The organism is Actinomyces dentalis DSM 19115 (assembly GCF_000429225.1).
Lineage (GTDB): Bacteria > Actinomycetota > Actinomycetes > Actinomycetales > Actinomycetaceae > Actinomyces > Actinomyces dentalis.
The window spans coordinates 37,454-50,545 of the sequence record NZ_KE386865.1 but is presented as its reverse complement, the minus strand read 5'-3'; the positions used below and the strand labels follow the sequence as shown (position 1 = coordinate 50,545).

Below are 13,092 nucleotides of genomic sequence, written 5' to 3'. Positions count from 1 at the left end.
GCCCATCAGACCACGCGGGTGCGACGCGAACCGGCGCCCCCGCCGACGGCGCGCGCGCAGGGCCGCGAGGCGCCCCTCACAGGGAGGCGACGAGCGCCGGGATGTTCACGACGGGGCCCAGCAGGCCCTCGACCATGAAGCCCTCCGTGGTGCCGTGGTCGAGGAAGGCGCGCATGAGGTCCGCCCCGGGGCCCGCCAGGCGCACCGGGCCGCCGGCCAGGTGGCGGGTCAGCAGGGAGCGGAAGGCCCTGACCCCGCGGTAGTAGTCGGACTTGTACTTGGTCATGGCGCCGTCGGCGTAGGTGATGACGAAGCCCTCCTCCCGGTTCTCCTCCGCCCGCCGGGCGCGCCGCGCCAGCGCCGCCAGGGCGTCGTCGTCGGCGGCCGGCGACAGGACCTCCACGGGCGGGCAGACGAAGCCGAAGTCCTCGGCCAGGTCCCGGCGCAGCCCGTCGAGCAGCACCATGTCCTCCTGGTTGCGGATGGCGTCGAGCAGCACCACCTTGTCGTCGCCCTCGTCGATGATGTGGGGGTCGCGGCGGCTGATGACCTCGAAGGTGAGCGAGGCGCCGGCCTCGGCGATGCGCTCGGCGAGCTCGTCGGCCCTCCCGCCCAGGTGGGCCTCCAGGAGGGAGCGGGCGTGCTCGGAGTAGGCCGTGACGCCGGACTTGGAGAACACGCGCAGCCGCCCGTCGATGACGCTGACGATGCCGAGGTAGCCGTTCCACTTGCGGCGCACGGTCAGGGGCCGCCCGGCCCCGGCGCGCACGACCTCCTCCAGGTCCGCCGGGCCGGGGGCCTGGCCGATGTTGAAGAACTTGTCGTAGCCGCGGGCCACGACCTCGTCGTCGGCCTCGCGCAGGAACAGCCCCCGGGCCCGGCAGCTGGTCTCGTCCCAGATGCCCTTGGCGAAGGCCCGCTTGGTGAAATTGCAGGCGAGCACGCCGGGCAGCCCCTCGACCCGGCGCACGCGCACCTCCGGGTGGGCGCTCATGCGCGACACGAGGCTGGTCGGGTCGGCGGCGGCGCCGACGGGCTCGACGCGCTCCTGCTCGAAGGCGCGCAGGGTGCGCGCGCCGTCGGCGCCGATCTCCAGGACGGCCAGGTGCCCGCCGTCCTCGACCCGGTGCTCCAGGGTGTACACGTTGGGCGCGGCGTGCGCGGGCCCCGGCTCCTCGGAGCGGGCCCCGTTGCGGTGCCCGTGGACCTGGAGGATCCGCGGGTGGGACAGGCGCTCCTCGACGGCGCGCGCGTAGCTCGAGCGCCCCTGGAAGGCGGTGGAGCGGTCGGAGGAGCCGAGCAGGAGCTGGAGCATGGGGACCTCGGTGAGGTCCCAGGCCAGCAGGCCGTCCTCGCCCTCGACGGCGATGCGGTCGATGGTGGCCGGGTCCAGGCCGGCGTGGGTGATCAGGATGTGCTCGCCGGCCAGGCGCAGGCCGACCAGGGGGACCATGCGCGCCAGGAGCGCCTGGATCTCGCCCCGGCTGCGCCCGGCGGCCAGGATCTGGTCGCGCGAGGCGCGGGTGTCGGGCCAGCCGCCGGCGCGGACCTCGCCGATGAGCATGCGCATGTGCTCGTCGTGGTTGCCCTCGACGAGGACGACGTTGTCGGGCACCGCCCCGTCCTGGACGATGAGGTCCATGACGCCCGCGGCGTCGGGGCCGCGGTCGAACAGGTCGCCGACGAAGACGAACAGGGAGGCGGGGTCCCAGCCCCCGTAGAAGTCCTTGACCTTGGCCAGGGCGCCGGCGCAGCTCTGGACGTCGCCGATGACGACGACGCGCTCGTAGCCGGAGGCGTCGATCTCCTCGACCGTGTTCAGGCGCCGCACGTCGTCGAGGCGCACGACCCGCTCGGTCACGGAGGCCGCGCCGCCGCGGACCCGGGCGGCGATGTCCGCCACGACCCGGGGCTCGACGTAGCCCAGGGCCCCGCGGCGGGTCTCGTTGCGCTCGATGAGCTCGGAGTCGGTCAGGTCCCCCTGGACGTCGACGACGTAGACCTCGTAGCCGCAGCGCCGGGCGAGCGAGGCGAATTCGCGGTAGCTCTTGCGCGAGGGGTTGGTGCAGTCGAGCAGGAGGGTGGCGCCCTGGCGGATCCGGGAGGCGACGGCGGCCTTGAAGGCGGCCACGACCTGCTTCTCCGCGCCGAAGGTCATGGACAGGGTGGGCGCGCCGTCCAGGTCCGTGAAGGTGGCCGAGAACAGGCGTCGGAAGTCGTCCAGGCCGACGGCGAGGTCGCCGAGGCGGTGACGGCGGATCAGAGTCGACTTGCCCGCGCCGGGTGCCCCGCGCAGGACGAACATGGTACGCATGTGCGCACCTCCTCTCGGACGGCGGGGCCCCGGGCCGGGGCCCCTCGCAGAGCCCCCGCCGGGCGGCGGGGGCGCGCCGGTGACGGCGGGGCCACAGGATACCGTCGAGCGCCGGGCGGCGGCGCGCCACTAGGATCTGCGCCACGGGCGCGCCCCGCCGCGCCCGACGACGAATCCAAGGAGCATCATGCAGGTCACCATCGGCATCAAGCACTCCGGTCGCGAGCTGAGCCTCGAGACCTCCGCGAGCCAGGACGAGGTCCTGGAGATCCTGGCCGGCGCCTCGACGAAGGACGTCGCCCTCGCCGACGACAGGGGCCGCCGGGTCTTCGTGCCGGCCGGGTCCCTGGCCTACGTCGAGCTCGGCGAGGCCGCGCCCCGCCGCGTCGGCTTCGGCATCTGAGCCCCGCGGCCCTCAGTCGCGCAGGCCCAGGCTCCGCATGCGCGTCACGGCGCCCTCGGAGAGCACCGCGTGGACGTCCTCCAGCCCGGCGGCGCCGTCGAGCAGGGGCGGGAAGGAGGCGAGCATGCGCTGGAGCGTGCCGATCTCCTCCCCGACCACGCGCCGCCCCCACAGCCCCAGCCTGCCCGCCAGCTGCGGATCGGAGTCGATGCCCGGCACGAGCGCGTCGGCCGCGAAGCGGGCGGAGCGGTCCTCGACGAGGGCCCCGCTCAGCCCGCTGCGCAGCGGCTCGGACAGGCCCGCGGCCAGCGCCCGGCAGAAGTCCGCCAGCAGCCCCAGCGCCAGGTGGGTCTTGAGCAGCCGCTCGGCCCAGTCCAGCGGGCGCAGCCGCTGGTCGAAGTCGCCCAGCGCCCCCATGAAGGGCTCGGCGGCCGCGGCGGCGTCGGCGCCCACCGAGGCCGCCAGCGCCCCCAGCCCGTCGAGGGCGGCCACCCGCTCGGCGCTCATCCGCAGCATCTCGCCGCGCTCGGCCATGGACGGGGCCCTGTCGGCGTCCTTGGCGTGACGGATCGAGGACACCGTGCAGGAGTAGACGACGACGCCCAGGACGCTGCGCTCGTGCTCGGACAGAAGGGGGGGCGCGTCACCGCTACCGGGGACGGTCGCCGCAGCAGGAGGAGTCATGGCTCAAGCGTAGGGCGCGCGCCCCCGGCGGTCGCGCCGCGGTGACTTCGCCCACGTCAAAGCTGTGCGGCCCGCCACCAACCGGGTCACGGCCTGCCGGAGGGCGCTACCCTGAAGCCCGTCCACGGCTGCCCGGTCGTCCAGCAGGCACGCCCGCCGGTCGACCCGGCGCACGATTCACGATCGGCTGCCACCCGCGACCGCGTCGCACCCGCGCCCGACCCGTCGGCCGGGCGGGCGGCGCCCCGCGGCGCCGGCAGTCCGGCGCCGCGGCGCCCGTGCGCGCGGTCCCCGATCGAAGGAGCCCCGTGACCGACGACAATCCCACCACGACACCCGCCCCCGACCCGGCCGCCGCGGCCACCGACCCGGCCGGCCCGCCGAGCTCGGGCATCATCAGGACCGCCGGCGCGCACGCCCCCGTCCTGGACGAGGCCACCCCCGACATCACCGACGAGGGCGCCGCCGACATCACCGACAGGACCTTCGCCGACTACGGCGTCGAACCGGAGATCTGCCGGGCGCTGGCCGCCAGGGGCATCACCCGCCCCTTCCCCATCCAGGCCCTCACCCTGCCCGTGGCGCTGGAGGGCCTGGACATCATCGGCCAGGCCAAGACCGGCACCGGCAAGACCCTGGGCTTCGGCATCCCCCTGCTCATGGACACCCTGGGGCCCGGCGAGGAGGGCTGGGACTCCGACCCCGCCGCCGGCAGCCCGCAGGCCCTGGTGGTCCTGCCCACCCGCGAACTGGCCAAGCAGGTCGCCGTCGAACTCGCCCAGGCCGCCTCCGAGCGCACCGTGCGCATCGTCCAGGTCTACGGCGGACGCGCCTACGAGCCGCAGATAGAGGCCCTGGAGCGGGGCGCGGAGGTCGTCGTGGGCACGCCGGGGCGCCTCATCGACCTCATGGACCGGCATCTCCTGGACCTGACCCACGTGACCACCGTCGTCCTGGACGAGGCCGACGAGATGCTCGACCTGGGCTTCCTGCCCGACGTGGAGAAGATCCTGGCGCGCACCCGCCCCGACCGCCAGACCATGCTCTTCAGCGCCACCATGCCCGGCGCCGTCGTCGCCCTGGCCCGCCGGTACATGACCAAGCCGACCCACATCCGCGCCCAGGACCCGGGCGACGAGGGCATGACCGTCAAGACCACCCAGCAGGTCGTCTACCGCACCCACGCCCTGAACAAGGTCGAGGTCCTGGCCCGCATACTCCAGGCCTCCGGACGGGGCCGCACCATCATCTTCGCGCGCACCAAGCGCACCTGCGCGCGCGTGGCCGAGGACCTGGCCGCCCGCGGCTTCGCCACCGCCGCCCTCCACGGCGACCTCGGCCAGGGCGCCCGCGAGCAGGCGCTGCGGGCCCTGCGCAACGGCAAGGTCGACGTGCTCGTGGCCACCGACGTGGCCGCCCGCGGCATCGACGTCGACGACGTCACCCACGTCATCAACTACCAGTGCCCCGAGGACGAGAAGATCTACGTCCACCGCATCGGCCGCACGGGGCGCGCCGGGCACTCGGGCACCGCCATCACCTTCGTCGACTGGGACGACGTGCCCCGCTGGCGCCTCATCGCCAAGGCCCTGGGCCTGCCCATCGAGGAGCCGGTGGAGACCTACCACACCAGCGACCACCTCTTCGCCGACCTGCACATCCCCCGGGGCGTGAGCGGCACCCTGCCGCGCTCCCAGCGCACCCTGGCGGGCCTGGACGCCGAGGAGATCGAGGACCTGGGCGAAACCGGCCGCCACGACCGCGACCGCGGCCGCGCCCGGGCGCGGGGCCGGCGGGGCGGGCGCGACGGCGGACGCGGCCCGCGCTCGGGGCGCTCCGAGCGCTCCGGACACTCCGAAGGGGACGGGCGCTCCGAGCGGGGCGCCGACGAGGAGCGCGAGCGCCGCGGCCGGGCGGCCAGGAGCGGGACCCGGCGCACCCGCACCCGCAAGCGCACCCGCGGCGGCAGGCCCGTCGCGCCCCGCGACGACGAGGGCTGAGAAGCGGCCCGGGGGCGCGACGGGGCGGGCCCCGGCCCCCGCGCGGCCCCGGCCGCCTCAGAGCAGGACGGCGATGTAGGCCAGGACGCCGTCGGCGATCATCTGCACGGCGATGGCCGCCAGCAGCAGGCCGAGGATGCGGGTGAGCACGCGGATCGCCGAGTCCCCCAGGACCCGGTGCAGGGTCAGGGAGAAGCGCAGCGCGAGCCAGATGACCACGTGCGTGGCCAGCAGCGCCAGGACCACGCTCACCCAGCCCGCGACCGGCGTCGCCGCGGACTCCACGGCCACCATGGCCGCGACGATGGCGCCCGGGCCGGCCAGGAGCGGGGTCCCCAGGGGCACCAGGGCGGCGTTGGCGGTGACCGCGTCCGGGTCCGGGCTCTCGTCGGCCCTGTCGGTCAGCAGCTCCAGGGCCACCAGCAGCAGGAGCAGGCCCCCCGAGATCTGGAGGGCCGGCACCGTGATGCCCAGGAACTTGAGGATGTAGCGGCCGAAGACCGCGAAGACGAAGATGACCCAGAAGGACACGAGCGTGGCCTGGCGCGCCGAGGACTTGCGCTCGCGGGCCGTCTGCCGGCTGGTGAGCGACAGGAAGATGGGGATCGCCCCCAGCGGGTCCTGGATGACCAGGATCGTGGTGAAGGCCGTGGCGAAGAGGGCGGGGTTGAAGACGTTGAAGACGGAGTCGAGCATCGGGGGTCCGGGTCCGGGTGGAAGGGCGGGTTCGGGTCGGGGCGTCGGGTGGGATCTGTCGGGGGATCTACGGCATTGCGGCGTCTGCGTCGGCTGCGGCCCCTACGGCGTCACCAGCGGCAGGGCCCCCTCGGCCACGATCCGCTCCAGCAGCTCGGGGGGCATGAGGTTCTCCCCCAGGCGGTTGGGCTTGCCGGCGCCGTGGTAGTCCGAGGAGCCCGAGCACCCCAGGCCCAGGCGGGCGGCCAGGCGCCGGGCCTGCTCGCGCTGGGCGGGCCCGTGGTCGCGGTGGTCGACCTCCAGGGCGGCCAGACCGGCCTCGGCCATGCGCGCGAAGGTCTCGTCGGGCACGAGGCGCCGCTGGCGGGAGGCCGCCCGCGGGTGGGCCGCCACGGGCACGCCCCCGGCGGCGCGCACGAGCTCGCAGGCCTCCACGGGGTCCAGGGCCCGGTGGCGCACGTAGTAGGGGCTGGAGGTCGCCAGGGGGCCGGCGAAGGCGGCGGCGCGATCGGGGAAGCAGCCGGCCGCCACGAGGGCGTCGGCGATGTGGGGGCGGCCGATCGTCTCGGCGCCGCCGGCGCGGGCCGCCACGTCGCGCCAGGTGATGGGGTAGTCGGCGGCCAGGCGCTCGACCATGCGCCGGCCGCGGTCGGCCCGCGAGGTCCGCACCTCCTCCAGGGCGCCCGTCAGGGCGGCGTCGTCGGGGTCGAAGAGGTAGGCGAGCAGGTGGAGGGTCGCGCCGTCGTCGGAGCAGGAGATCTCGGCCCCGCGCAGCAGGGCGACGCCGGTGCCGGGCACGGCCGCCGCGGCCTCGGCCCACCCGGCGGTCGTGTCGTGGTCGGTCAGCCCGACGACGTCAAGGCCGGCCCTCGCGGCGGCGGCCATGAGGGCGGCGGGGGAGTCGGTGCCGTCCGAGCAGGCCGAGTGGGTGTGGGGATCGATGCGCACGCCCGCCAGTGTAGGGGGCGCCGTGGGAGGATGGGGCCATGAGCGAACCCGCCGCCGCGCCCGCGCCGTCCCCTGGAACTCCCCCCGCCGCGGCGCCGCCCGTGCGGATCGGCCTGGTCGGCGCCGGCTTCATCGCCCGCTGGATGATGGAGGCCGTCGCCGTCGTGCCCGGGGCCCAGGCGGTGGCCGTCGCCTCCGCGCACCCCGAGCGCGCCGAGGCCTTCGCCGCGGCCCACCGCATCGCCCGCTCCTACGCCGGGCTGCCCCAGATGCTCGAGGGCGGGCGGCGCGCCGGGGCCGAGATCGACCTGATCCACATCGGCTCGCCCAATGTCCTGCACGCCGAGCAGGCCGTCGCCGCCCTGGACGCCGGCTACCACGTGCTGGTGGAGAAGCCCTTCGCGCTGCACCCGCGCCAGGCCGAGGAGATGATCGCCGCGGCCCGGCGCAACGACCGCTTCCTCATGGAGGGGTGGCTGACGGCCTTCGAGCCGGGCGCGCGGACCGTGCGCCGGGCCCTGCCCGACCTTCTCGCCGACGGCCCGGGCCCCCACCGCGCCCTGCTGGTCAAGGAGCAGTTCTCCAGCCGGATGGCCGCCTACCGGGCCGGGGGCCTGCCGCCCGCCTTCGACCCGGCGGCCGGCGGGGGCAGCCTCATGGACCTGGGGGTCTACCCCGTGTCCATGGCCGTCCACCTGTTCGGCGAGCCCGCGCGGGTGCGGGCCGCCGGCCGCCTGCTGGCCTCGGGGGCGGACTCGCACGGCGTCGTCGTCCTGGACTACGAGACCCTGCCGGACGGGCGGGCCACGGACCTGGAGGTCGTGTGCCTGCACTCCAAGACCTCGCGGGGCGCCGCCCCCTCCTCGATCGCCTCCGACAACCTGGCCCTGAGCATGGACGACGTGCAGTGGCCCCGCCGCATCGCCCTGACCGGGCCGCAGGGCGAGCAGGACCTGTCGGTGGACTCGGACGGCCCGGTGCTCGCCCGCGAACTGGCCGAGGTCTGCCGCCTCGTGGCCTGCGGGAGGCGCGAGTCCGACCTCCACCCGCTGGAGGCCTCACTGGCCTGCGTGCGGGTGCTGGCCCGGGCCCGCGAGCAGGTCGGGGTGCGCCTGCCGGGCGACGAGTAGGCCGGCGCCGCCCCGACCGCCCCGACCGCCCCACCCGCCCCCGGCGGTCTTGACGCCCCCGGTTGCGGGGCCGGCGGCGGGCGGGCCGGCGCGGTGGGAGGATGGCCCCATGACCCAGTCGCAGACCCCGTCCCCCAGCTCCTCCGAGGCCCCGAAGGAGGCCCAGTCCCTCGCGCAGCGAGGCAACAACCGCTCCCGGCAGCCGACGAACCGGGCCTTCCGGGACTTCATCGGCTCCGGGTGGGGTCCGCGCCCCGACACCCCGCCCGCCCTGTCCGAGGCCGCGCCGTGGGCCGCCAAGCGGCGGGCGGCGCTGGGCGCCCGCTTCCCCGGCGAGCGCCTGGTCCTGCCGGCCGGCCCCCTCAAGACCCGCAACAACGACTGCGACTACCGCTTCCGACCCCACTCGGCCTTCTCGCACCTGGCGGGCACCGGCACGGACTTCGAGCCCGACGCCGTGCTCGTCCTGGAGCCCCTGACCCCGCCGGGGCGGCCCGCGGCCGCCGACGAGCCCACCCACGAGGCGGTGCTGTACTTCCGGCCGCGGGCCCCGCGCTCCAGCGAGGAGTTCTACGCCGACCCGCGCTACGGCGAGCTGTGGGTGGGGGTGCGCCCCTCCATCGAGGAGGTCGAGGCCGCCACGGGCCTGCGCGCGGCCCATATCGACACCCTTCCCGACGCCCTGGCCAAGGACGCGGGCGCCCAGGGCGTGCAGCTGCGCGTCATCACCGAGGCCGACGCCGCCGTCACCGCGCAGGTCGACCGGGTCCGGCGGGCCGCCGGGCAGGTCCACGGCCAGGACGCCCGCGGCGTCGACGACGCCCTGGCGGAGGCCGCCAGCGAGCTGCGCCTGGTCAAGGACCCCTGGGAGATCGACCAGCTCCAGGCCGCCGTCGATGCCACCAAGGCCGGCTTCGACGACCTCATCCGCTCCATCCCGCGGGCCAAGGGCCACTGGCGCGGCGAGCGGGTCCTGGAGGGGGCCTTCGGCGCCAGGGCCCGCGAGGAGGGCAACGGCCTGGGCTACGACACGATCGCCGCCGCCGGGAACCACGCCAACACCCTGCACTGGATCGGCAACGACGGCCCGGTGCGCCCCGGCGAGATGGTCCTGGTCGACGCCGGCGTGGAGGTCGACTCCCTCTACACCGCGGACGTGACCCGCACCATCCCCGTGGACGGGCGCTTCACCGCCCCCCAGCGCCGCGTCTACGAGGCGGTGCTGGAGGCGGCCGACGCCGCCTTCGTCAGGGCGGGCGAGAGCGGGGTCCGCTTCCGGGACCTGCACTCGGCCGCCATGGAGGTCCTCGCCCGCCGGCTCCACGAGTGGGGCCTGCTGCCCGAGGGCGTCAGCGCCGAGGACTCCCTGTCCCCCGAGGGCCAGTACCACCGCCGCTGGATGGTCCACGGCACCAGCCACCACCTGGGTCTGGACGTGCACGACTGCGCCCAGGCGCGCCGGGAGATGTCCATGGACGCGCTCCTGGTGCCCGGGATGGTGTTCACCATCGAGCCCGGCCTGTACTTCCGCGACGACGACCTGCTGGTGCCCGCCGAGCTGCGCGGCATGGGGGTGCGGATCGAGGACGACGTCGTCATCCGCCCCGACGGGCGCCCCGAGTACCTCACGGCGGCGATCCCGCGGCGCCCCGACGACGTCGAGGCCTGGGTGAGCGGCCTCATCGCCGACTGAGCCCGCGGTGGCGGGCCATGGGGCGGGCAGTGCCCGTCCCATGGCCCGCCGCCACGGCCCGGATCCCGCCGCCACGGCCCGGATCCCGCCGCCACGGCCCGGATCCCGCCGCCACGGCCCGGATCCCGCCAGCCGGGGGCGCCGCCCGGGTCCATGGGAGGCCGCGGGAGTCCACGGAAGGCCGCTCCGGGTCGTCTGCTACGCCTCTTTCCCTCTGCTGCGCTCCTCCGCCCTTCGCTACGCCCCCTTTTCTCGTACAGTGAAGGGTCAAGAGGCGCAGCAGAGGGAAAAGGGCGTAGCGGACGCGGGCCCGTCGGGCGAGTCCCCCCGGTGCGGCGGCGGTTCCCGCCGGGCCCCTCCGCGATGGACCGCGGGCGGGCCGGCGGCGGACGGTCCGACGACATCAAAAAGGCGGCCGGCGCGTGCTTTTGACCTCCCGCCCCGCACCCCTCCCGTCCCGAAGCGGCGCAATGACGCCATTCCCCGTACGCGCACCGACGCCGACGCACCCGAAAGGCACGCACCGGCCACCTCTTCCACGCCGCCGGCACGCCCAGAGGCGCCCGCACCGGCGCAGTACCCGACGTGCCCGCCGCCAGGCGCCGCCAACACACCCGGGAGCCCCCGACCGCCCTCATCCCCGACGCCACCGCCATCGCCACACCGCCGACGCGCCCGGAATCGGACGTCGCGGTCCGCGAGCACGTCACATAACCCGCGAGCACGTACCTCTAGCAGACGTGCTCGCGGGTTAAGTGACGATCTCGCGGGTTATGTGACGTGCTCGCGGGCTAAGCGACGATCTCGACGCCGACCCGGCCTCGACGAGACGCCCCGCCGACGCCCCCGGGGCCGGGGCGGCGGGAGGGATCGTGACACCCCTTGACATCTCATCGTCAATCGCCGATATCATCGTTTTATGGCGATTATTCATGAGATCCTGCCCACTGACCGCGCCGACGACACCTCCGCCGTTCACGACGCCGCCGCCCTGGCCGCCGTCCTGTCCGTCCTGGCCGACCCCACCCGCCTGGCGATCCTGTCTCACCTGCGCGGCGGCGAGCACCGCGTCGGCGAGCTCGCCGAGCACCTCGGGCTGGCGCAGTCGACCGTCTCCCAGCACCTGGCGATCCTGCGCGCCGCCGGACTCATCTCCACCCACACCCACGGCCGCGCCAGCGTCAGCGCCCTGGAGCACCCCGACGAGCTGACCGCCGTCCTCGTCGCCGCGCGCACCCTCGCCTCCGCCGCCATCGCGCCCGACGGCGCCGCCGCCGAGGAGCGGGCATGAGCGCCGCCGGCCGCGGGCACGACGCCGCCGGCCGCGGGCACGACGCCGCCGGCCGCGGGCACGACCGCGCCGGACACCACCACGACCGCGCCGGTCACGACCACGCCGCCGGGGCGTCGCGGGGGCGCCTGGCCACCGCCCTGGCCCTGACCTCCACGGTCCTGGTCGCCGAGGTCGTCACCGGCCTGCTCACCGGCTCCCTCGCCCTGCTCGCCGACGCCGGTCACATGCTCACCGACGCCGCCGGGCTCATCATCGCGCTCACCGCCGCGCACCTGTCGACGCTGCCGGCGACGGACCGCTCCACCTGGGGCATGCGCCGCGCCGAGGTCATCGGCGCGGCCCTCCAGGCCGGCATGCTCGCCATCGTCGGCGTCGTCGTCGGCGTGCGCGCGATCGGCGACCTGGTCGGGCCCGGCGAGATCGAGGCCGACGGCATGCTCGTCATGGGCCTGGTCGGCCTGGCCGCCAATATCGCCTCCATGCTCGTCCTGGCCGGCGGACGCGGGGAGAACCTCAATGTGCGCGCCGCCTTCCTGGAGGTCGTGGGCGACGCCCTGGGCTCGGTGGGGGTCATCGCGGCCGCCGCCGTCGTCGCCCTGACGGGGTGGACCCGGGCCGACGCGCTCGCCTCCCTGCTCATCGTCGCCCTCATCGTCCCCCGGGCCGCGACCCTGCTGCGCGCGGCCGGGCGGGTCCTCATGGACTTCACGCCCGAGGACCTGGACCTGTCCCAGGTGCGCCGGCACATACTGCGGGTCGACCACGTCGAGGACGTGCACGACCTGCACGCCTGGACCGTGTCCTCCGGGATGCCGGTGCTCACCGCGCACGTCGTCGTGCGCGACGAGTGCCTGGCCGACGGGCACACCGCCGTCATCCTCGAATCGCTGCGCACCTGCGCGGCCGAGCACTTCCCGGTGCGCATCACCCACGCGACCTTCCAGCTCGAGCCCGCCTCGCAGCGCCGGCGCGAGGCCGTCGACTGCCGCTGAAGACCGGCCCCGGCCGGCCCGGGCGCGGCCCGACCAGGCCCGGGCGCGGCTCGGACCCGGACGGGGACCGGCTTCAGGAGCGGTAGCGCTTGCGCGTGGGCGGCGGGATGCGCACCGGCGCGTCCCCCGTCCCCTCCAGGTGCTCGCGGGCGAAGGCCAGGGCGCTGGCCAGGCCCTCGCGCCGCTGCGCCCCGCTCATGCCGCGGGTGTTGACCTCGACGACGACCTGGCCGCCGCCGGCCTCGAAGCCGGTGGCGGCCAGGTGCGCCAGCACCCCGGCGCAGTCCTGGTCGCCCTGCCCGGGCAGGAGGTGGTCGTCGCGGAAGCCGGGCACGCCGTCGGTCAGGTGCAGGTGGCACAGCGTCGGGCCCAGGGCGCGGGCCATGGCCAGGGCGTCCGAGCCGGAGGTCGCCGCGTGGGAGATGTCCAGGGTGACCGAGCGGTAGCCCTGGCCCACCGGGTCCCAGGTGGGCGAGTAGGCCTGGAAGTCGCGCGTGGAGTGGCCCGAGCGCGGGCGCCAGGTGAACATGTTCTCCACCGCCAGGCGCACGTCGGCGACCTGCTCGCGCATGTCGACCCCGCGCACGAAGGATCGGGCGTAGCGGGTCTGCCAGAAGAAGGGCGGGTGGAGGACCACCGTGGGGGCGCCCACCGCCTGCGCCAGGTCGATGGAGCGGTCCACCTTCTGCCAGGGGTCGGCCCCGAAGACGGGGCGGGTGAGCAGGAGCGTGGGCGCGTGGATCGCCAGCACCGGCTGGTCGTAGCGCGCGGCCAGGGCGAGCAGGGCCCTGGCGTCCTGGGTGACGCGCTCGGACCACACCATGACCTCGACGCCGTCGTAGCCGAGCTCGCCGGCCAGCCGGAAGGTGGTGGCGGCGTTGCCCGGGTAGACCGAGGATGTCGACAGACCGACGGGGATGGACATGACGGGCCTCTCG

11 protein-coding genes are annotated in these 13,092 nt (G+C 75.5%); 6 read left to right on the top strand and 5 right to left on the bottom strand.

Going from position 1 to position 13,092, the window contains the following annotated elements:
- Positions 1-76: 76 nt before the first annotated feature.
- A complete protein-coding gene (locus tag G446_RS0114030) occupies positions 77-2,314 on the bottom strand; it encodes an RNA ligase (RefSeq protein ID WP_026410593.1) in 2,238 nt (745 codons plus the stop codon).
- 187 nt (positions 2,315-2,501) lie between these two features.
- On the opposite strand from G446_RS0114030, the gene G446_RS0114025 reads away from it, so the two are divergent.
- Complete coding sequence (locus G446_RS0114025; protein ID WP_026410592.1) at positions 2,502-2,717, top strand: DUF3107 domain-containing protein; 216 nt, start codon at positions 2,502-2,504, stop codon at positions 2,715-2,717.
- Between the two features lie 12 nt (positions 2,718-2,729).
- On the opposite strand, the gene G446_RS0114020 is transcribed toward G446_RS0114025, so the two are convergent.
- Complete coding sequence (locus G446_RS0114020; RefSeq protein WP_026410591.1) at positions 2,730-3,401, bottom strand: ferritin-like fold-containing protein; 672 nt, start codon at positions 3,399-3,401, stop codon at positions 2,730-2,732.
- Positions 3,402-3,709: 308 nt separating this feature from the next.
- On the opposite strand from G446_RS0114020, the gene G446_RS0114015 reads away from it, so the two are divergent.
- Complete coding sequence (locus G446_RS0114015; RefSeq protein ID WP_026410590.1) at positions 3,710-5,401, top strand: DEAD/DEAH box helicase; 1,692 nt, start codon at positions 3,710-3,712, stop codon at positions 5,399-5,401.
- Between the two features lie 57 nt (positions 5,402-5,458).
- Here G446_RS0114015 and G446_RS0114010 read toward each other — a convergent pair whose 3' ends face one another.
- Together G446_RS0114010 and G446_RS0114005 are read right to left on the bottom strand one after the other, a co-directional pair.
- A complete protein-coding gene (locus tag G446_RS0114010; protein ID WP_026410589.1) occupies positions 5,459-6,097 on the bottom strand; it encodes a MarC family protein in 639 nt (212 codons plus the stop codon).
- Between the two features lie 102 nt (positions 6,098-6,199).
- The gene (locus G446_RS0114005; protein WP_026410588.1) at positions 6,200-7,045 is read right to left on the bottom strand and encodes a PHP domain-containing protein; all 846 of its coding nucleotides are present in this window, start codon (positions 7,043-7,045) and stop codon (positions 6,200-6,202) included.
- A 38-nt stretch (positions 7,046-7,083) separates the two neighbouring features.
- Here G446_RS0114005 and G446_RS0114000 point away from each other — a divergent pair, with 38 nt between their 5' ends.
- The 4 genes from G446_RS0114000 to G446_RS0113980 all read left to right on the top strand — a co-directional run bounded on the left by G446_RS0114000 (position 7,084) and on the right by G446_RS0113980 (position 12,154).
- Complete coding sequence (locus G446_RS0114000) at positions 7,084-8,175, top strand: Gfo/Idh/MocA family protein (protein ID WP_026410587.1); 1,092 nt, start codon at positions 7,084-7,086, stop codon at positions 8,173-8,175.
- Positions 8,176-8,284: 109 nt separating this feature from the next.
- The gene (locus G446_RS0113995) at positions 8,285-9,868 is read left to right on the top strand and encodes an aminopeptidase P family protein (protein ID WP_026410586.1); all 1,584 of its coding nucleotides are present in this window, start codon (positions 8,285-8,287) and stop codon (positions 9,866-9,868) included.
- Positions 9,869-10,787: 919 nt separating this feature from the next.
- A complete protein-coding gene (locus G446_RS0113985; protein WP_026410585.1) occupies positions 10,788-11,159 on the top strand; it encodes an ArsR/SmtB family transcription factor in 372 nt (123 codons plus the stop codon).
- The gene (locus G446_RS0113980) at positions 11,156-12,154 is read left to right on the top strand and encodes a cation diffusion facilitator family transporter (RefSeq protein WP_026410584.1); all 999 of its coding nucleotides are present in this window, start codon (positions 11,156-11,158) and stop codon (positions 12,152-12,154) included. Before G446_RS0113985 ends, G446_RS0113980 begins: the two co-directional genes overlap by 4 nt.
- Positions 12,155-12,227: 73 nt before the next feature.
- On the opposite strand, the gene G446_RS0113975 is transcribed toward G446_RS0113980, so the two are convergent.
- Positions 12,228-13,079, bottom strand: a complete 852-nt coding sequence (locus G446_RS0113975) for a sugar phosphate isomerase/epimerase family protein (RefSeq protein WP_026410583.1) — start codon at positions 13,077-13,079, stop codon at positions 12,228-12,230.
- Between the last annotated feature and the right edge of the window lie 13 nt (positions 13,080-13,092).